This is a genomic window from Algibacter lectus, from assembly GCF_004368925.1.
GTDB lineage: Bacteria > Bacteroidota > Bacteroidia > Flavobacteriales > Flavobacteriaceae > Algibacter > Algibacter lectus.
On the sequence record NZ_SORL01000010.1, the window covers coordinates 1 to 21,177 of the forward strand.

The 21,177-nt window shown below is 31.6% G+C and carries 19 protein-coding genes; 8 read left to right on the forward strand and 11 right to left on the reverse strand.

All coding sequences use genetic code 11. From position 1 onward, the window contains the following. Nucleotides 1-334 precede the first annotated feature (334 nt). The 6 genes from DFQ06_RS14045 (at nucleotide 335) to DFQ06_RS14070 (ending at nucleotide 5,535) form a co-directional block, all read left to right on the forward strand. Nucleotides 335-862, forward strand: a complete 528-nt coding sequence (locus DFQ06_RS14045) for a hypothetical protein (RefSeq protein WP_133968336.1) — start codon at nucleotides 335-337, stop codon at nucleotides 860-862. Nucleotides 863-1,268: 406 nt separating this feature from the next. Beyond that, entirely contained in the window at nucleotides 1,269-1,814 is a 546-nt protein-coding gene (locus tag DFQ06_RS14050) for a hypothetical protein (RefSeq protein WP_235833551.1), read from the forward strand. Nucleotides 1,815-1,864: 50 nt separating this feature from the next. Further along, on the forward strand, nucleotides 1,865-2,836 hold the full coding sequence (locus tag DFQ06_RS14055) for a hypothetical protein (protein WP_133968340.1): 972 nt from the start codon (nucleotides 1,865-1,867) through the stop codon (nucleotides 2,834-2,836). 176 nt (nucleotides 2,837-3,012) lie between these two features. After that, nucleotides 3,013-4,371, forward strand: coding sequence for a toll/interleukin-1 receptor domain-containing protein (locus DFQ06_RS14060; RefSeq protein WP_133968342.1), 1,359 nt, complete (start codon nucleotides 3,013-3,015; stop codon nucleotides 4,369-4,371). A gap of 203 nt (nucleotides 4,372-4,574) precedes the next feature. Next, entirely contained in the window at nucleotides 4,575-5,057 is a 483-nt protein-coding gene (locus DFQ06_RS14065) for a lipocalin family protein (protein WP_159140081.1), read from the forward strand. Between the two features lie 76 nt (nucleotides 5,058-5,133). Continuing rightward, on the forward strand, nucleotides 5,134-5,535 hold the full coding sequence (locus DFQ06_RS14070) for a hypothetical protein (protein WP_133968347.1): 402 nt from the start codon (nucleotides 5,134-5,136) through the stop codon (nucleotides 5,533-5,535). A gap of 13 nt (nucleotides 5,536-5,548) precedes the next feature. Here DFQ06_RS14070 and DFQ06_RS14075 read toward each other — a convergent pair whose 3' ends face one another. Continuing rightward, the gene (locus DFQ06_RS14075; RefSeq protein WP_042503747.1) at nucleotides 5,549-6,169 is read right to left on the reverse strand and encodes an L-threonylcarbamoyladenylate synthase; all 621 of its coding nucleotides are present in this window, start codon (nucleotides 6,167-6,169) and stop codon (nucleotides 5,549-5,551) included. Between the two features lie 113 nt (nucleotides 6,170-6,282). Between DFQ06_RS14075 and DFQ06_RS14080 the strand changes: the two genes are divergently transcribed. After that, nucleotides 6,283-7,152 (forward strand): alpha/beta hydrolase, encoded by an 870-nt coding sequence (locus tag DFQ06_RS14080; protein WP_133968349.1) that lies wholly within the window; start codon nucleotides 6,283-6,285, stop codon nucleotides 7,150-7,152. A 64-nt stretch (nucleotides 7,153-7,216) separates the two neighbouring features. Here DFQ06_RS14080 and DFQ06_RS14085 read toward each other — a convergent pair whose 3' ends face one another. Both DFQ06_RS14085 and DFQ06_RS14090 read right to left on the reverse strand, forming a co-directional pair. Beyond that, nucleotides 7,217-7,885, reverse strand: a complete 669-nt coding sequence (locus tag DFQ06_RS14085) for a hypothetical protein (RefSeq protein ID WP_133968351.1) — start codon at nucleotides 7,883-7,885, stop codon at nucleotides 7,217-7,219. Nucleotides 7,886-8,029: 144 nt separating this feature from the next. Beyond that, the gene (locus DFQ06_RS14090; protein WP_394345344.1) at nucleotides 8,030-10,315 is read right to left on the reverse strand and encodes an ATP-dependent helicase; all 2,286 of its coding nucleotides are present in this window, start codon (nucleotides 10,313-10,315) and stop codon (nucleotides 8,030-8,032) included. A 230-nt stretch (nucleotides 10,316-10,545) separates the two neighbouring features. Between DFQ06_RS14090 and DFQ06_RS14095 the strand changes: the two genes are divergently transcribed. Then, complete coding sequence (locus DFQ06_RS14095; protein WP_074939392.1) at nucleotides 10,546-12,093, forward strand: FMN-binding glutamate synthase family protein; 1,548 nt, start codon at nucleotides 10,546-10,548, stop codon at nucleotides 12,091-12,093. Between the two features lie 56 nt (nucleotides 12,094-12,149). Here DFQ06_RS14095 and DFQ06_RS14100 read toward each other — a convergent pair whose 3' ends face one another. From DFQ06_RS14100 to DFQ06_RS14135, 8 genes are all read right to left on the reverse strand, one after another. Further along, entirely contained in the window at nucleotides 12,150-13,910 is a 1,761-nt protein-coding gene (locus DFQ06_RS14100) for a hypothetical protein (RefSeq protein WP_133968353.1), read from the reverse strand. A gap of 84 nt (nucleotides 13,911-13,994) precedes the next feature. Beyond that, nucleotides 13,995-14,735 carry a LytR/AlgR family response regulator transcription factor gene (locus tag DFQ06_RS14105; RefSeq protein WP_042501011.1) on the reverse strand — a complete coding sequence of 247 codons (741 nt, stop codon included), beginning with the start codon at nucleotides 14,733-14,735 and terminating at the stop codon, nucleotides 13,995-13,997. After that, the gene (locus DFQ06_RS14110) at nucleotides 14,735-17,584 is read right to left on the reverse strand and encodes a sensor histidine kinase (RefSeq protein ID WP_133968354.1); all 2,850 of its coding nucleotides are present in this window, start codon (nucleotides 17,582-17,584) and stop codon (nucleotides 14,735-14,737) included. Before DFQ06_RS14110 ends, DFQ06_RS14105 begins: the two co-directional genes overlap by 1 nt. Before the next feature lie 47 nt (nucleotides 17,585-17,631). Next, on the reverse strand, nucleotides 17,632-18,183 hold the full coding sequence (locus DFQ06_RS14115) for a hypothetical protein (protein ID WP_133968356.1): 552 nt from the start codon (nucleotides 18,181-18,183) through the stop codon (nucleotides 17,632-17,634). A 12-nt stretch (nucleotides 18,184-18,195) separates the two neighbouring features. Then, nucleotides 18,196-18,867 (reverse strand): hypothetical protein, encoded by a 672-nt coding sequence (locus DFQ06_RS14120; RefSeq protein ID WP_042500992.1) that lies wholly within the window; start codon nucleotides 18,865-18,867, stop codon nucleotides 18,196-18,198. A 22-nt stretch (nucleotides 18,868-18,889) separates the two neighbouring features. After that, a complete protein-coding gene (locus DFQ06_RS14125; RefSeq protein WP_042501023.1) occupies nucleotides 18,890-19,321 on the reverse strand; it encodes a hypothetical protein in 432 nt (143 codons plus the stop codon). A gap of 94 nt (nucleotides 19,322-19,415) precedes the next feature. Further along, the gene (locus DFQ06_RS14130) at nucleotides 19,416-20,066 is read right to left on the reverse strand and encodes a putative metal-binding motif-containing protein (protein WP_159140082.1); all 651 of its coding nucleotides are present in this window, start codon (nucleotides 20,064-20,066) and stop codon (nucleotides 19,416-19,418) included. Between the two features lie 40 nt (nucleotides 20,067-20,106). Further along, nucleotides 20,107-20,907 (reverse strand): prolipoprotein diacylglyceryl transferase, encoded by an 801-nt coding sequence (locus DFQ06_RS14135; protein ID WP_133968360.1) that lies wholly within the window; start codon nucleotides 20,905-20,907, stop codon nucleotides 20,107-20,109. Between the last annotated feature and the right edge of the window lie 270 nt (nucleotides 20,908-21,177).

Consider the following 21,177-nt stretch of genomic DNA (forward strand, 5'->3'; position numbering starts at 1 on the left):
GTTTCAACGACTTAAAATCGAGGTCTAAAAGCCTCACAGAACTGTTCGAAATCTGTGTAGAAAAGAGAGGGGATTTACAATGTTGACGAGATCTGAAGTCTCTCCGTGTATATTAACCTTATTCCTCTCTTTTGTGCTTTCTATTTTATATGTTTAAATTAGTCTTTTTTATTTAAAGGCTAACTTAAGACGTGTATAATTCATTGCTAAATTAGTACTTAAACAAAGGTCGTTGCTATTTTGTTACGTCTGATTTTCCTTCGGAAAATCCTCGCACACAAAATCGCAACTTTCCATACACAAAACCGTTACCTCCAAGCTAAAACTCAAAACTATGAAACAAAAATTAGCTATAATTCTTATTTTAATTTCATTCAAAAGTTTTGCTTGTGATTGTCCAGTAAAGAAACTTTCTGATTTACAGAAATATGAAATGGAAAATTCCGAATGCATTTTTATTGGAGAAGTTATTGAGGTAAATAACTCAGATTTGAGTTTCAAAATAAAAGTAATTGAATCTTTGGACGGCGAAGACAATAAAGGAAATGTTTATGTTGGAAAAAACTGGAAATATTGCGAACCATCTATTGAGAAAAAAGGAAAATGGATTGTTTATGGAAAAATGGAAAATGGATTCCTTCGACTGAATACGTGTGGAATAAGCAGGAGTTTTGACAATCCGATGGTTAATTTTTTACCACCTTCACCTGAATTATACGAGAAGCTAACAACGGAAAACGAAAAGCAGAATATTATTAAAAAAATTCGAGCTGAAAGTATGAAAATCGCATTATCAGATTTAGATTTAGAAATAATTGCTTTAAGAAAAAGAAGAGATAAAAAAATAAAAGCCAGCAGGTAACAAAGAATATAAAAAATTGCTAGTTTTAGCTAAACCAAAGTTTGTTGCTCGTTTGCTAGCTTCTGATGTTTTCACGAAAAATAATCACACAAAAAATCGATCTATTATTACAGAATACCGTTGCACTTCATTCAAAAATTAGAACTCAAAATTGAAAATCCTACTAAAAATAATATATAAAACATTCCTTTTTGTCTTTCTAACTGTAATAACTCAAATCGGTGGAATTATTTATTTGGCAAGTTTAATAATTTCTAAAAAATGGAACACAAAACTGAAATTTAAAACTCTTATTATTTTTTTAAGTCTTTATCTTTTTTCGACACTTTTAATTGTTCCATTAATATCACAATTTTTTGGACGAGAAAAAGTAAAACATTCCGAAAAAATAAAACCAACGAATTATATGACTGTTTTATTGAACAGGAATTATGTAAGGCCTAAACTGAACGAATTACTAAACAAAACGGAAAAAGAATTAAACGGAACGAATATTGAAATTCATTATTTAGATGCTAATTTCCCTTTCATTAATAAGTTCCCTCTACTTCCACATTTAAGCCATAATGATGGAAAGAAAATTGACATCAGTTTAATTTACGAAACTCAAAACGGAATTATTACGAATAAACAAAAATCTATTAGCGGTTACGGATTTTTTGAAAACCCAAAACCAAGTGAATTCAATCAAATTGAAAAGTGTTTAGAAAATGGATTTTTTCAATATGACTTTCCAAAACACTTAACTTTAGGAGAAATTAATAAGGAATTGGTTTTCTCGAAAAAAGGAACAAAAAAACTAATAGAGAACATCTTAAAAAGTAAAGATTTAGGAAAGCTGTTTATTGAACCGCATTTAAAAAGCAGAATGAATTTAAAAGAAAATAGAATAAGATATCACGGGTGTAGGGCAGTTAGACACGATGACCATATTCATATACAACTGAAATAAAAATAATGAACATACAATAACAATAAAAACACAATAACACATTCACCTTTATGAAAGCAGAAAAAATAGGCTTCCTTATTCTGAAATATGGCATTTACAGCATTTTAGTAGGCTTAATTTTAATGAAACTCTTTGGCTATTCTTTTGAAGAAATGATTCATAACTACAAGGCTAAAAGAGAAATGGAAATGATTCATTACGGAGGCCCCGTTTCTGAAGTAAATAAGCATATTGTAGCAAGAAATAATAAAGTTGAAGAACTTAATAATTTAACAAGTAACCTAGCAAACAAGATAAACACAATTCTATACTATACAAACGACACAACAACAATACACTCTGCGTTAATACAGGCGAATAGAAAATATAGTAGTAATTACACCAATCCTTACCAAATTGGTAGAAACCATATTGCAGAATCTAATAAAATCATTAAATATATAAATGAATTCGAAGAAAAGATAGATAGTTTAGGGTTCAATATTTTTATTAACAGAGGAAAAGGAAATGAATTTCTTACTAATGTTTTTCAAAACAAATTAGGTAGTGAAATACGCATTAAAAACGTTAATGAACAAGATAGTGTAAACAAATATAAAGTTATAGAACTTCATTATTATCCAGATAGAACAAAACAGCGTTTAATAGAGCGAATAAAGGAAAGAGAAGTATCATGGTTTGCTGCAGTTGGATCTACTCCTGAAAAAGAAATAGCATTATTGGATGAAATACAATATTCTATTGCCATTTTTACAGAAAAAGAACTTCAAGAACAAAAACTAGAATTTCACGGAATTAAATCACTTTTAGCTCCAAGACTAAACCTACCTAAAAACAGTACATTCTACTTTAGTTGTTACAACAAAAAACTAGACAGCCTTACCTTTGTAAAAAAGACAGAACTTTTTGAAACTATGTTCTTAAAAAAACAACCTAATATAAAAGGTGAAATTAGATCTGTTAAGGTAATATTAAATCAAAATAAAGACTCAATATCAACTATAAATAATGATGGGCTATAGTTAACAAGGCTTTTCATTACACCTCCTGGCTCGTATCTCTCTGCGAGATTTTTATTTTAGCATCGTAGTAGCCTAATTATTACAAAATTCTTTATGAGTTCCGCTTTCGAAATTGTATTTTTACTTCTTATTAAGTACGCATGTACCGTAGTTTTAAGCAATAAAAAAAACTCAATTTGGATATAGAAGGCTATTTAACTTTTACGGAACTTACAACCTTTTTTAAGGATAGTAATAAAACTGATTTAAAAATAGATGAACAATCCATTTCAAAAGGTCATCCTATTTCTCTTGGAGACACTTATGACGAAAGAACTATTGTAAATAAAAAAATAACTGGTAGTAAACTTAAATCATTACAAGTTCAAGGGGTCAAATTCTTTGAATGTAAATTTTATGATTGTGACCTCACAGGAACTTTATTTTGGATGACAACTTTTGAGAACTGTATTTTTGAAAATACCGTTTTAGAAAGAGCTGTGTTTAGAAAAAGTCAATTAATTTCAACAGAGATTAATAATTGTAAATGTCGATTTTATCTAAATATTTCGGAAAGCTATATATATGATTCTGTCTTCAATCATTGCTATTTTGAGGGACTAGAAATCTCTGGAACAGATACAGTAAGCACGGTATTCTATAAAACGGTTATCGATAGCGCTAGATATCAAGCTAATTTTTCCTATGGGTATCTTATGAAAGTTACTCCAGAAGAATATTTAGATGAGGAAGATAAAATGAAATTACAAAATATAGAGGTTAATGAAGACCTTGTATTTGAAGATTGCAATATTCAGTATTCTTTATTTAAATCAGTCGAATTCATTGACACTTTTTTCAAAGGATGTGAACTTTCTAAAAACACCTTTTCCGATTGTATTCTTTTTGATTATAATTTTGACGAAACAAATAACAAAAAAGGATGGGGAACTAATAGCATAGATATCAAGACGCTAAATGAAAGTGAGAATTTATCTAAGGATTTACTGAAAAAAATATTTAATCAAGAAGAACGAGTACAACAACTAATTAAAAATGAACTTAGCAATAAAATAATGAGTAGTGTTTTTATCTCATACAGCCTAAAAGATGCAAAAATTGCTAATGCAATAAATCAATTTTTAAAAGATAATAATGTCTCAACTTTTTTATGGGAAAAAAATGCATTGGGTGGGCAACCTTTGAAAAGTATTATGAAGTCTAACATTGATTCAAATGACCGCCTTTTATTTATTGCTTCAGGTAATTCATTAAAAAGTGAAGCTTGTCATTACGAACTTACTCAAGGAAGAAAGAAACAAGATAAATTATGGAAAACAATTTTATTTCCTATTCATATTGATAGCTTTCTATTTGATATCGATTTTGATGATATTAGACCAAAGCCAAAAAAAGATGAGTTTTGGGAAAATATTCAAGAATTAAGAGATATTAACAGCTTAGATTTTACAGAGTTTAAATCTGGAATAGCGAAAAATAAAAAAGAATTTGAAGAAAAAATGAATTCCCTTTTGGAATCATTAAAAATAAATTAAAGCCCATAACACTGTATAAAAAACATAGGGCATTTGTGCTAAGCAGAAAGGTCTTTTAATATTAACAAAGTCCGCTAAATATAAAATTTGGCGTTTATAGTAAAAAAAATAAAAGCAAAATATTTATATTTAACTAAGTAGAAACTGAAATTTAATTATCATATAACACACTACGGTTCTTACAATGAATGAACATATACCCAATGAAGAAACTAAAGTTATTGATTGGATTTATCATTTTATCCTGTTCAAATGCTGACAGTTCAGGAAATCAAGACCCAATAATTGGAAACTGGAAACTTGAATCCGTAACAATACTTGATTTAAATGAAATCCTAATATCCGAAGAACCACTTTCTGAATGTGAAGAAAGAAATCGTATGATATTTTATTCCAACCAAGGTTATACTTTCTCAAAATTTAATGAAGATATAAACGGAGAATGTTACGATTCAGTTCAATCGATTTCTGATGGAAATTGGTCTTATAGTTCAATAAACAGTTATCAAATATCTGGCATTGTATCTTTTGGAATGGTTTTAGCTAATTTAAGTCAGAAATACGATGAAATGATTTTATCAAATAATAACAGTCTTTTGACCGTCAGAAAAGAAAATCATTTTTTTGATGCTGCAGGTAATTTAATTACAGGATCAATATTAATCGAAGAATATTCAAAAGAATAAAAACTAGAAAACGAGTTACAGACTATCAAATGTAAATATCGAATAAACGAAAAACAACTAAACAAACCACCAACTCATGAAAAATTCAAACCATAAAAAAAACTACTATCTTTTAATTCTCATCGCGTTTATTATTTTTAGCTGTAATTCTGGTAAAGAAAAATGCATAATTGAAGAAATTGAAAAATCTACTGATGATACAGCCATATCCATAAGAAAACATGAAGTTACTAGTTTTGGTTCGAGTTTCTCTTATTCCACGAACTCTAATAATGAGGCTCAGGAAGTAAAAGACGTTAAAATAAGTTTTAGCAACGAACCACTAAGTGCTATACTAGAAAAATTGGAATACCCGTACAATAAAGCCGACCTTAAAAAAGACCCAATATTGAACATTGACTATTACAGAGAAAACATAACCAAGGAAAAGGCTGTTAAAGACATCATTTCTAAATTAACAGAAACGTACCAGTTTTAAAAAAGAGTATCAATTAAAAAATATCTAAACTCCCCTTACCTTCACGAACAATTATAGGTTCACCATCAGAAAGATCAATAACCGTAGAAGCCTCGTTATCACCATAACCACCATCGATTACTAAATCGACTAGGTTATCCCATTTTTCCAAAATTAATTCTGGATCTGTGGTATATTCCAAAACAGCATCTTCATCATGTATAGATGTTGATATAATCGGGTTTCCTAGAAGTTTTACAATATCGAGCGCAATAGCATTATCTGGCACACGAATACCAACTGTTTTTCGCTTTTTAAACGGGTTTGGTAAGTTTTTAGAACCTGGTAAAATAAACGTATAAGGCCCAGGAAGCGCACGTTTAAGTATTTTAAAAACAGACGTATCAATTTGCTTTACGTAATCACTAATATTACTTAAATCGTGACAAACAAACGAAAAGTTAGCTTTTTCGAGCTTAACACCTTTAATACGTGCAATTTTCTCTAAAGCTTTAACGTTAGTAATATCACAACCTAAACCATAAACAGTATCGGTTGGGTAGATTATGAGTCCGCCGCGTTTCAAAATAGCGACTGCTTTTTCAATCTGTTTTGGATTTGGGTTCTCCTCATAAATTCTTAAAAATTCAGCCATAATAACTATCTTGCGTTACATTATTTAACGCTACAAAGTAAATATTATTTTTAACATATAATGAAGTAGTTTAAAATACTTCAATTAAAGCTTTTACAAAAAACATTATTTATATGAAATTTCTTAAAATTTTATCCATAAACCTCTTGGCGGTTATAACTATTTTAAGCTGCTCAGAAAAAATAGAACCTATTGCCACAGCTGATATCTTAGACACGACTTTGGAGTACGAAGAGTTAGATATAGTATATGGTGATGATGAGAATCAAACTTTTGATTTATACCTGCCTGCCGATAGAACCGTAGATACTAAAATTATAATATTAATACATGGTGGTGGTTGGTCTGCTGGTGATAAAGCAGAAATGGATCCGTTAAAAACACTTTTAATTCAAGACTTTCCAGATGTAGCCATAGTGAATATGAACTACCGTTTAGCAGATGGCAATAACAAGCCTTACCCAATGCAAACTAATGATATTAGCACGGTAATTAGATATTTAAAAACAAACCAAATAAAGCTTTCTATTTCCGATCAGCTTGGGTTTATTGGAGCAAGCGCTGGTGGGCATTTAGCCTTATTATGGGCTTATAGTTTTGATACCTTACAAAAAACCAATATGGTTTGTAGTATTGTTGGTCCAACAAATTTAACCGATCCTAATTTTGCTTTAGCAGCAGAAGAAAGTAGTGAATTAGATGCTTTTTTAACCTTGTTTGGAGAAGATCCTACCGTAGAATATTTAGAAGAAGTAAGTCCGTTACACCAAGTAACAGCTAATGCACCTGCAACTATTTTGTTTTATGGCGGACAAGATCCATTGATACCAATAAGCCAAGGAGCAGATTTAAACGAGAAACTATCTAAACTTAACGTTACCCACGAGTACACCCTTTATCCCGAAGCTGGACACGGCTGGACCGGAATAGAGTTTATAGATACGTGGACCAAAATAAAAGCATTTACCATAGATAACTTATAAACTAAAAAAGGCTAAAATTCAAAATTTGAATTTTAGCCTTTTTTTTTATTCTATACTTATTTTATTAACGCATGCCACCACCTGGAGGGCCACCTTGTCCGCCGCCACGAGACATTCCCGAATCACTATTATTATTCGATTCTGGTTCTTCAATCAATTCCGATTTAACTTTTACTTGATATTTAAGCCATTTGCCATATTGCTTTTCGCTTAAAATAGATTCCAAATGCGTGTTTAATTTTCCTTCGGCAACTTTAACTTCTTTTTTAGCAGGATCAATTTTTTGTTTAATTTTAGCACGCTCTGGATCGTCTTTAGAGTCATTAGAAGAGGTATCGCTTCTATCCATTCTAGAACCACTTTGGTTCTGACCACGACTAGATTGCATTGCTTTCATTTTTGCATTAACATATACATTTAGAGTATCAAAATTATCCTTGTTTAAAAGTGCAATTTCGTTAACACGAATATTATACTTCTCGATTGCCTTACGCACCTTTAAAGTTAAATCTTTATGTTTTTTCTTAATTTTAATCTTCTTAATAGCAGCTTCATCATCATAATTAAAAATACCTGCTACTTTAGCCGCATTAAACTCTACCATTTTTGGGCGTTCTTGGCTACTGCTCATACTTCTACCACCACCTGGAGGGCCACCTTGTCCGCCACCACCTGGTTGGGCATAAATAAAACTAAAGCTTAACATGCATACTAATACTAAAAGAATTCTCATATCTATTTGTTTTTCTATTGTTTCAACTTTAGATGCTAAATAACAAAATAACATGCGCTGTTAGGATAATTTTAACGAATTATAAACATAAAAAAGCCTTTTAAGAGGACTTAAAAGGCTTTTTCAAATTGTTTAAATAAACGCTTAACCAATAACATCTAGTTTAGCAAAACGTAGTAATAATTTTTTAGTACCTCCATGCTGAAAACTAATTTCGGCTTTAATATCGGCACCTGTTCCTTCAATTTTCTTTACTTCACCTGTACCAAAACGAATATGTTTTACAATATTACCAACAGCCAATTTACTATCAAATAAGTTAGTATCATTGCTGGTTTTAGCCATAGGCTTTAAATTTTTAGGTGTAGTCACCTGGAACTTATCAGAAGAAGATTTTGTTGGTCCTCCTTTTTTAAGTATGGCTTGTTTTGCCGGCTTAAATCTTATTTTCCCAGAACTTGTAGGTTTATTTTCTGAAACATCACCAAATATTTTAGAATCTAGCATAGGGTTAAACCTGCGCTCTTCTATAGGCGTTACAATATCAAGATACTGCTCATCTATTTCTTCTATAAATCTACTCGGCTCAGAATCTACCAATTTACCCCAACGGTATCGCGATAAAGCATAGGTTAAATACGCTTGTTTTTCGGCACGTGTTAAGGCTACGTAAAACAAACGGCGTTCTTCCTCGAGTTCGCTACGCGTATTCATACTCATGGCGCTTGGGAATAAATCTTCCTCTAAACCAACAATAAATACATGCTGAAACTCTAACCCTTTTGCTAAGTGAATCGTCATTAATGCAACATGGTCGGCATCACCCTTATCGGAATCCATATCTGTAGACAAGGCGACATCTTCTAGAAACTCGGCTAAATTACCTGTGGTATCGGCTATTTCTTTTTGGCCTTCCACAAAATCCTTCATACCATTGATAAGCTCCTCTATATTTTCAATTTTAACAACACCTTCGGGCGTATTATCCTTTTTATATTCGGTAATAATACCTGCTGTTCGTGTTACGTATTCTGCTAACTCAAAAACATCGGCCGTTTCATTTAATACCTGAAACGTTTCAATTAAAGTAACAAAGTTCTTAAGCTTAGTTTTTGTTCCCGCATTGATTTTAACATCGGTTTTATCGATATTTTTCATCACCTCGAAAATAGAGCGTTTGTAGCCATTGGCCGAAACAATCAATTTATCTACAGTAGTTTGGCCAATACCACGGCCTGGGAAGTTTATAATTCGTTTTAAAGCTTCCTCATCGGCAGGGTTAATAATTAACCTTAAATAAGCTAAAACATCTTTAATTTCTTTCCTTTGGTAAAAAGATAAACCACCATAAATTCTATAAGGAATATCACGCTTTCTTAAAGCATCCTCTATAGAACGGGATTGTGCATTAGTACGATACAAAATAGCAAAATCACTATTTGGTAACTGCTCGTTCATTTTAGTTTCCCAAATGGTACTCGCAACATAACGCCCCTCATCTCCATCAGTAAGCGATCGGTTTACTTTTATTTTTGGTCCTTCATCATTGGCTGTCCAAACTACTTTATCTAGTTTAGTTTCATTTTTATCAATAATGGAGTTTGCTGCGTTTACAATATTTTTTGTAGATCTGTAATTTTGCTCTAGTCTAAATTCCTTAACATCATCATAATCATTCTGAAAATTTAAAATGTTACTAATATTTGCACCACGGAAGGCATAAATACTTTGCGCATCATCCCCAACCACACAAATATTTTGAAACTTATCAGATAACGCTCTCACTATTAAATATTGCGAGTGGTTTGTATCCTGATACTCATCAACCAAAATATATCTAAATCGGTTTTGATATTTTGCTAACACTTCCGGAAAACGGGTTAAAAGCTCGTTAGTTTTCAATAATAAATCATCAAAATCCATGGCACCAGCTTTAAAACAGCGATCTACAAATTCTTTGTAAATATCTCCCATTCTTGGTCGGCGTGCCATAGCATCGGCTTCTTTCAATTCGGGGTTCTGAAAATATGCACGAACGGTAATTAAACTGTTTTTGTAAGATGAAATTCTAGAACGTACTTGCTTGTATTTATAAAGATCTTTATCTAGACCCATTTCTCTAATAATAGAAGAAATTAATCTATCGGAATCTTGAGTATCATAAATAGTGAAATTTGACGGGTAGCCTAGTTTATCGGCTTCCATACGTAGAATTTTAGCGAAAACCGAGTGAAAGGTTCCCATCCATAGGTTTTTCGCTTCGCTATTTCCTACAATAGTAGCAATACGTTCTTTCATTTCCTTTGCCGCTTTATTGGTAAAGGTTAACGACAAAATATTAAACGCATCAATACCCTGACTCATTAAATATGCTATACGAAAAGTAAGCACACGTGTTTTTCCCGATCCTGCGCCGGCAATAACTATCATAGGGCCATCCTTTTGTATGGTTGGAGCTAATTGAGCCTCGTTTAACTTAGCTAATTGCTCCTGTAATTCCCTCTCTAAATCCTTTTTCAAATCCTAATTCATTTTAAAGCGTGAAATTAACCATTGTTCAGCATTTTCTAAGTCGGAATTATTAAAAATTATGAACAATTCACTTAAATATTTAAGTTTTAAATATCTTTACGTCTAAGTTATTCAAATAAAAAAAACATATGTTAGATTTTCTCGGAACAATTTCATGGTGGGTGTGGGTACTAATAGCACTAGCCATTGTAGCTATTCGTGATGTATTGCAAAAGCACCACACTATAAGTCATAATTTCCCTATTGTAGGGCATTTACGCTATTGGCTGGAAAGTATAGGGCCAGAAATGCGCCAGTATTTCGTAGCAAATAACCGAGAAGAATTACCGTTTAATAGAATTGAACGTGGCTGGATTTATGCCTCTGCAAAAAACGAAAATAACTACGAAGGTTTTGGAACTGATAGAGATATTTTCCAACACCAGCACTTTTTTGTAAATAATGCCATGATGCCTCATGAAATTAAAGACGAAAATCATCCTAATAAAATTGACAAATCGTTTTTACCATGCGCCAAAGTTATGGGTGAATTCAATAAACGAAGAAAACCATTTCGTCCTGCTTCTATTATAAACGTATCGGCCATGAGTTTTGGTTCACTTTCTGCAAAAGCAGTAGAGTCTATGAACAAAGGGATAAAGCTTGCCGATGCTTACCACAATACAGGTGAAGGTGGTTTATCACCTTATCACAGTCATGGTGGTGATGTTGTGTTTCATTTTGGAACAGGTTATTTTGGTGTGCGTAATGCCGATGGTGGATTTTCTTTAGAAAAACTAGTAGAGTTGGTAGAGAAAAAACCTTTTATCCGTGCCATAGAGATAAAACTTTCTCAGGGTGCAAAACCAGGAAAAGGTGGCGTATTGCCAGGCGCAAAAATTACTCAAGAGATATCTGAAATTCGCCATGTTGAAATAGGGAAAGATGTGCTTTCTCCTCCAAACCACAAGGCCTTTTCTAACGTACCAGAAATGGTAGAGTTTATCGAAAAAATTGCCGAAGCTACAGGTTTACCTGTAGGTATAAAAGCAGCTATTGGTAAATTAGACCAATGGAAAGAGCTTGCAGATATTATGCAAAAAACAGGTAAAGGACCAGATTTTATTACCGTAGATGGTGGTGAAGGTGGTACTGGTGCTGCACCTCCAAGTTTTGCCGATCACGTATCACTACCATGGGTTTATGGTTTTTCGGATTTATATAAACTTTTTAAAGACAAAGGATTAAGCGAGCGAATTGTATTTGTCGGTAGTGGAAAATTAGGTTTTCCGGCAAAAGCAGCTATGGCATTCGCTATGGGTGTAGATTGTATAAATGTTGCCAGAGAGTCTATGATGAGTATTGGCTGTATACAAGCGCAAGTTTGCCATACTAACCGCTGCCCTACCGGTATTGCTACACAAAATAAATGGTTGCAAAATGGTATCAATCCAGAATTAAAAGCACAACGTTTGGCACAGTATTACAAAACATTTAGAAAAGAATTAATAGAAATTACTCACGCTGCGGGTTACGAACATCCTTGCCAGTTTAAAATGACCGATATAGAAATTAATATCGATGGTAACGACCTCGCAAAAGACCTCAGCCGTACGTATATGTACGAGAAAACAAAAGTCCCTTTCAACGGGATGCAAAGCCTAAAAGATTGTAAATATCTAGGAGGCGTAAAATAAAAAAAAAGCCATTTCTTTAAAAGAAATGGCTTTTTAATTTTAGGCTTAAGATCTCGTTAATTATCTCTTAATACATGTATTGTTATTGAAAGGGTTCTTATGTTTCCTGATAAATCTGTATAGGTTCCGTTAATGGTTGCATCAATATAATCACCAACATTACCATAGCTCGCCAAGTTTAGCTGTAAACTATTAGCGACATTATAATCTAAGTCTACATTCCCTGCTTCGAAACCAAATTGAGAAAAAGCATAATTTCCAGGCGTTATTGTATCGATTCCAATATAAAACCAATCGGTAATAGGTCCGGTGTTCGATTTTGCATTTATAGTAAAACCTGTTCCTTGCTGATATGCATTTGCATCTATACCTATAACGTAATAATCTACTGGATTAGCATCTACCTGTATACTAACGTATTCTGTTATAGTGTTACACGCTATAATATTACCAACATTACTATTTGTAAAATTGAATGTTAACTCATTTGTTGTTTGAAAACTATCATAATCTACACCTTCTAACGTAAAATCAAGAACAGAAGCACATTGTAATACTGAAAATGAAAACAAACCATTTGTTACTTGAGATGTTGCGTAGAAATTACCATAGTCTAAAACTACATATCCGTTTGTTACGTTAACACTAGAACAATCTACCAAACTCCCTGTAATAGTTGAAGAAACAACCGAAGTTAGTACAATATCACCTAAATTAGTATCTGAAGAAAAAGGACCTATTGTTGTAGTATACTCTAAATCGCTACATTGATTAAAGGCTTTTAATGTTAATACTTCATTTGCAGGTATTAACCCACAAATTTCGCCGTCTCCATTAGTATAACCAGTTCTTGGATAAATAGCACCAGTTCTCCATAACTCCACTTTTACATTAGAAATAGGGTTATTAGCATTGTCTACAATATTTAAGCACAAGTTTACTGTTGGAAATTGAGCATCGCAGTTCCACCAAGAAAAATGAGCAACTTCACCTACGTACTTTCCTCCTACTAATGTAGCAGCACCATCTTCTATCCAATAGCCATTAACCTCATCAAAATGCCATAACGGTATACTTGCTGGCGCTACACTTATTTGAGCAGGATCTACAGGTAATTCAATTTGTGCAAAACTACCATCTGCTATGTTTAATTTTTCTCCAGAATCTCCTTTTAATTCAACATTTATCATACCGTAAGTTTCTAAAACACGCTCTTGTCCATTAGAGTTTTGAGCTTGTAAACTTCCTGGCATTAAATCTTCCACATCAGGATTAGCTGGGTCTAGGTGATATACAAATACCTTAACATTCCCTGAGTATGCGTTTCCGTTTTCATCTTTAAAATCACCATCAAAACTTACTTTTGTTCCATTGGCTAAATAAACCTCACTATTACTTCCTGAAGCCACTGTACCGGCTAAATGCTCTGCAACCAGCATAATTTTAATTTGGTTTGTACCAGAAGTTGGCACTACCGCTCGCATACCTTTTAAATAACCCGATTTTTCGGCCGTAATAAATGCTTGATTTTGGTTTACATCGGTATTATTAATAATAAACATTCCGTTTTCGTCTGTAGAAGCCGCTTTACCTCCTATTGTAATGTTTACATTTTCTAAAGGTAAATTTGCTTCATCAACAATTCTTCCCATAAAATCTCTTTGAATACTAGAGCCTAAATCTAAAGTGGCTTCGTTGTTTTCTCCAGGATCTAAAGAAGAATCGTTACTATCATTTGGGTTGCATGACGTAAATAATGTGCTTAGCACTATAACTAGGCTAAGGATAAATCTAAAATTTTTGCTTACTATTTTCATAATTTAAATGTTTAAGTGTTCGAATTTTATTGCTTATACACTTATATACATTTACCTTATTTTTTGTTACCCTATTTTTTGAATTTATTTAAATAAACTTAAAAATGCCTTTCTATTTGCTTTTGAAATAGGCACACGGTAGGTATTATCTAAAACCACATAACCCTCATTTTCAAAATGTCGTACTTTTTCTAAATTTATAATATGAGATTTGTGGCATTTGAAAAATTTTGAATTTAATAGCTTTTCAAATTTCCCTAAATTATACGAACTCATTATGGTTGTTTTATCTATTAAATGAATTTTAGTATACCCATCATAACCTTCTAAATGTAAAACCTCATCTTGAGGAATAAATGAAACGCCTTTTTTAGTAGGCACCACAATTTTGTTATTGTTCGCTATGTTTTCTTCTAATAAACTAACCAGCTTAGAGTTGTTATCACTTTCATTCTTTAACTTAATTAAGTTTAAAGCCTTATTTACAGCGTTAACCAAATCTTCATTATCCACCGGCTTTAAAACATAATCTATGGCCGATTTTTTAAAAGCTTCAATAGCATATTCACTATACGCTGTTACAAAAATGACCTGGAAATTGACGTTTTTTAATTGAGCCAGCAGTTCGAAACCATTCATTCTAGGCATTTCTATATCTAGAAACAAAATTTGCGGTTCTTCTTTATTGATTGCGACTATGGCTTCTTCTGGTTTTTGAAAAGCACCCGAAATTTTAATAACAGGAAATAGTTTTTCAATCTTGCGTTGTAAACCTTTTAAGTTTGAAATTTCATCGTCTACCAAAATGGCCGTTATACTATCCATTATTTATTTTTTTCAATTATAAATATCGACTTATTCCCTTTATCTTCTCGATCTGGATACATTTCTTCTTTGCTATAACTTATGTTCCATTTTTCCGAAGAATTTAAAAAGTGTAATCTATCTTTTAAAACATTTGAAGATTTAACTTCCTTGTGTGTCCTTTTTTTGGTGTTAACAAACCCAACTCCATCATCAATAATTTCAACCTTAAAAGCGAGCGGACTGATATTAACAAAATTGAGCGTAATTAATCCGTTATCCATTTTATTAAAAACCCCATGATTCACTGCGTTTTCTACAATAGGCTGCAATAACATAGTTGGTATGGTAATACTTTCCTTATCTAATTTTTCATCAATATTGATAGTAAAATTTAGCTTTTCTTTAAACCGAAGCTTCTCAATCTCCAAATAGTTATTAAGCACGCTAATTTCGGTTGCTAAAGAAATTTCGTTTTCTTTAGATAACTCGAAAAATTGACGAATAAGTTTTGAGAATTTCACCAAATATGTTTCCGAAGCTTCAAAATTATTTTCACCTATATAGTACTGTATTGCCGATAACGAATTAAAAACAAAATGAGGATTCATTTGAAACCTTAGTGCTTTTAACTGTAATTCTGACAAACGCTTGTCTTGATATATTTGTTGATTTCTTTTGAATTGTGAACGTTTTACAAAAAATCTAGAAATTAATACAATAAGAAATATACTTAACAACACCATGAACCCTTTTACCCAAATGGCTTGCCACCACAAAGGCTTAATAGTGAAGCTCAATTGTTTTTTCGCACTACCGGCATCGATATGCAGCGTATACTTTCCGGGTTGAAGATTATTAAAACTAAAATTATTAGTAGTTGTTGTTACCCAATCTTTTTGAATAGGTTTTAATTTGTATTTATATGAAAAAACATCGTATCCCGACGAAAAATCAATATGCGATATATTGAAATTTAAATTATTATTTTTTTGATATTTAAAAACAGAATAATCTGCTAAAATATCTCTTTTATTATATGTAGCCTTATCTATATAAACATCTAACAAATGGGTTTCGTTTTTTACATCTTTAGGTAAAATTACAATTCCTTTGTCTGTACTCGCCATTAATTGATTTTTGTAAACAATAACATTACTCACACTGTTAGAGGATAATCCGTTGTTTTTATCTATGACCAATTGCAGACTAAAACCTCCATTACTTTTTGTGTATTTTAATATACCAGACTCTGTTGCCAACCAAATAATATTATCTTCAATAAAGGCATTATTTACAATTTGAAATTCGGAACCAGGAAGCTGCTTTATGGTTTTTAAATCTGAAATGTAAGCGCCAAAACCATCTGTGTTTATTAAAATGTCGTCTTCTGAAACTGCTTTCAGGTTTAAAATAGACCTATTTAAATCTTGATTGGTAAATGGTATAGATTGAAATTCTTCATCTATAAACTCTTTTAAACCACTAGATGTAGCAACTAAAAGCTTTTGATTGAACAGAAATATTTGATTAATCCCTTGTTGGTTATACTGTGTTTCAATACTGTAATTATTTGGGTTTATTTTATTCATTCCAAATGCAAACCTTGTATAAAAATAATCGTCATGATAAACTAATTGCCTAATTTTATCATTAATATCGTTGACATTGTTTAAAAAATCGAGCTTCTCAATTTTATTGTTTTTCGCGATTATTACACTTGATTTAGATAGATAATATTCTGCGTCTAAAGCTTTAATATAAGACGCATCAAAAATATAATCGTCCTCTGCTATAAATTGAACAAACTCTTTTTTAGTATCATCATATTTATAAAATCCTTTATCAAAAACATTAGCAATTATTTTATCATTTACATAACTAATATTACTTACGGTTTCTGTAGATAAGCAATATTTAACTTGTTGTTTTTCTTTAGGTAAGTGGTAAATACCATTTGTAAATGTGCTTAACCATATAGAGCCCACTTTATCAATAAAGCCAAAATGAGCTTTTAATTCCTTCGGAATATAATAGGTATTAGTGATATGAAAATCGGTGTCTAGCATACCTACAAAGCCCGAACCCGAAATTTGTAAACGATTATTAATAAGATTAATCCTTACGTATTTAGAGGTTTCAATATTAATCTCATTTTTAAAATTTCTTCTGTATAACTTTAAAGTATTTAAATTGAGAAAAGCATATTCTTTATTATTCACCCAATAAAATAAACTATCAGTAATTTGACCTCTTACATTCTTGTTTTCAAGTACATCTTTAAACTCAAACCCCTCTATAACAGTCTTATTTTTATCTCTAATAAAAATAGAGTCTTTAGCTGTATTTGTTGTAAAACTGGAAACCTTAGCATGCTTAACATAAGCCACTCTTATTAAATCTTCTGTTTTAGAATCTGTTGGGTTATGCCATTTTTCATCTTTTAAAATATGGAACTTATTAGATCCAGTTAAAATAATAGAGTTATCAACTTGACTTGAAAATATTGGACTAAAAATTTCTCCTTTTTGTTCACTCTCAAAACCGTATACACTATCATTTTCTATGTAACCTAATTTTGATGATTTAGATAAATACCACAGTTTATTGTCTGGTGTTGGGAAAATTCCCCAAACATCATTATTTGCCAAACCATCTTTAGTAGTAAACACTTTAAAAGTATTGCCATTGTATTTAACTAAACCTTTAGCCGTAGCAAACCATAAAAAACCTTTTTGATCTTGGGCTATTTTATAAATATGGTTACTTGGCAAACCATCATCGGTAGTGTAATTTGTAAATTGTTGTGAAAAGGAAAAACTCCATATCGAAATAAGTAATAAAGCGATATAGAGTTTTTTATATTTCAATAGTATTTCATTTAAGTGATTAAAACAAAAGTAAGGGTTTTAAGTATTTATTGATCCATTTCTCGTAATACTCTACCTTCACCTTCTACATAACCTTGAATTGTAGGATCTAATGCATCAATATAATCTCCAGAAAAGGTGAATTCTATATAATCACCAACAATTACCGGATGTGCTGTAACTGTGCACATAATAGGTGTGCTTGGCAAATTTGTTGTACTAGAAATAAACATATTTCCTGCAAAAATATCTGTAAAATAAAAATTACTAGTAACACCATCTGAAACTCCCCAACCAAAATTAGTAGTAGATGTAAACGTGCTGAAATCTTGAAAAGTAAAACTTCCATCTATAATCGGGCTTGATCCTGACGCTGTTTCAGCACCTGCTCTAAAAAAGAACTTTTGGTATACGGAATTAGTATTTGAAGTAAACCAACCTTTAGCTTGCGAATCGAAAACTCTTTCTACTCCGTTATTAACGGTATATTTAAAATACTCATCGGTATTACCTGTAGACGTTAATGCATCATCATTACTACAATTGTATATTAATAACAATATAACAGCTAGGCTTATTGATTTTAAAATTGAATTCATTCTTATTTATTATTAATCTTGAAAAACACCTAATGTGCCTTCATAATGTCCTGTAAATGTTTCTCCAAGATAATTTACATAAACATAATCTACATTAATTGTACTTTCTTCAGGGTTGATGGTATCAATATTAATGGCATTTACCGTTAATGTAGGTGTAGCATTTCCTGGACCTTGAGCATTAGTATAATCATCTGAAGATGGATTTCCATACTCAACTCCATCAATAAAATAAGGCGTACTTAAAGACTCAAAAGCACCTATATAATTTTCTACTATCACAGTATCTGGAGTTGAATTAATTGTTGCATGATAAAGATCACCGACATACGTATTTCCTGCAGTAGGTGCGGAATTTGCTAAGCTTGGATTATCTTCAACTGTTAAATTAAAGAACACAAAGTTAGACGTGTTTAATGTAAATATATACTCGTTCGCATCTGCTGGCGCTCCCGTGCTAGAATCGCCATCTGCCATACGCCCATCAATAAAGAAAAAGTTGTATTGATCTGGAGGGTTATTATCTTCATCTACTTCAAAATAAGCATTGGCCGTTTCGTAAAATGTGCCATTATGTGTAAAACCATCTGTTGGGTTTACTGGATCTGTTTGAGCATCATCATTATTATCACAACTATACATTGAAATAGTAAGAAGTACTAAAAGTGCTTTTATTGTTTTCATCTTTATTTCTTATTGAATCTTATTAATGATATAAATCGATAATTACGCAGTATTCGGCTTCTAATCCGCTTGCTGTAATATCATATCTAAATTCTTCACCAATAGCATTACCCGCTCTCTGGCAAGCAACATTTACATTATAGATTGTACCATTAACACTTAATTGTCCTACTCCAGTTGCTCCGTCTGTTACCACTAATGTTACAAACCAAAAATTCCCTGGGTCGCTAGATTTATATATTTCTACTTCTGGCCCATTTGATGATGTGTAAAAAAAATCTGTAGTTAAATCTGCCTCGTTAATTAATGTTTGTGTATTATCTGAAGTGTCTAAAAAAGTAAACCCAGCAAAATTACATTCATCTTGATTGTCTGCATTGCCATCATCATTATCACAGTTAAATAAAACTAGTGTTAAAACCAGTAGACAAAGCGTTTTGATAGTTGTTTTCATAATTGTTAATTTGTTTTTATATTTATTATACATTTCCCTTATATCAAAGCAACTAAGAAATTGTTACCCCTCTAATTGATTTTTTTTTAATTATTTAAGAAACTTCATCTACTATTCCATCACAATCATTATCAATACCATCCTTAATTTCTAAAGCATACGGATGTATTTTACTATTAGTATCATCACAATCTAAAGCATTATAAACACCATCTTTTTCTGCTTGTACTTGAGAACCGTAACCATCGCCGTCTGCATCTACATAAAGTATATCATCTTTATCTGTTATTCCATTACAGTTATCATCTATATCATTACTAGCAATTTCGTCTGCAATTGGATTTACGTTTGGATCTTTATCATTACAATCTGCATTATTTGTAACAAAATTTTCTGGAGTATCTTCCCATAAAACAACTTCAATAACTTCGGAAACATCTGGGTTTCCAAAACCATCACCATCATTATCATAATAAAAAGTAATGGCATGTAAATCATTACAATCTTCGTCTATAAGATTATCTGGAACCTCTGTAGCTCCAGGATTAATATCGGCGTTAGTATCATCGCAATCTGTATTGTCTAATACATAATCTGCAGGTTCATCACCAGATGTATATGAAACTCCATTTACTGATGAGTCACCAAATCCATCTTGATCTAAATCTGGCCAATAATTATATTCGGTAGTACCACCCATACTACAGCCGGAACCTATAATAAATACAGCGGTTACTAATAACATAATTGGTAATATTATTTTTAAAAATCGATTTTTCATAATGTTATATATTAATTGTTTTTAAATCTGTTTGTTTATAATATTTATAGTAGAAATAAGCTGAAATTGAAATAAGGCATAAGCCGATAAATTGCGAATGCGAAAGCACATTTTCTATAATAAACCCTCTATCATCTCCTCTAAAAAACTCTAGAATACCACGACCTAAAGCATAAAGCATTAAATAGATTAAGAAAACTTGCCCATTAAATTGTTTGTGTTTTTTAACCATTAATAATGTTAGCATAATGCAGACCAATAATAATACTTCGTACAATTGTGTTGGATGTACAGACGCACCATGTGTTGTTGGGAATATTAAACCAGAGCTACCAGTTGTTGGAGCTCCATAACAACATCCTGCACTAAAACAGCCTAATCGGCCTATAGAATGTACAATGGTTGTTGTAATTGCAAAAATATCTAGCATTGGTAAAACCGGTATCTTATGCTTTTTTAAATACCAAATGATATATGGAATAATGACTACAAATGAACCATAGAATACAAAACCTCCCGAAAAATTATCAGACATTAAACCAGGATTTTGTATGTAAAGCAACGGATCTTGCAAATAGAAAAACAACTTTCCGCCAACAAACCCCGCTATAAAAATGAGATAAAAAAATGTATTAGAAATATTAGTGATACCTAGTTCTCTTTTAGCGCTCCATCTGGTATAAATAGCTGCGGCTAAAGTTCCTAATGCTATTAAAAAAGCATAAGAGTAGACGGTAACATGTTTTACACCCAATAGATTTGATAAAAACACTGGTAAATCAAAAGTGAATAGTTCTGGATACATCTCGTTATTTTTTTCTTAAAAATTATATGCTAACTCGTTATACTTCTCTCTTATATAGATAACATATTTAAAATGTCATCCTTATTTCAGAAAAATATGTTTAAAGAGTTTTAGGTTGAAATAACTAATAGCTATTGCAAAATAACATCTATATGCAGAGTTTTACAGACGCATTTACGGAGATGAAGTTTTGATTCGATGAAAGAGCTATTTCATTCAACCATTAGAAAATTTATGTTTTTATAAAAAAACACCTTATGTTTGTAAGAG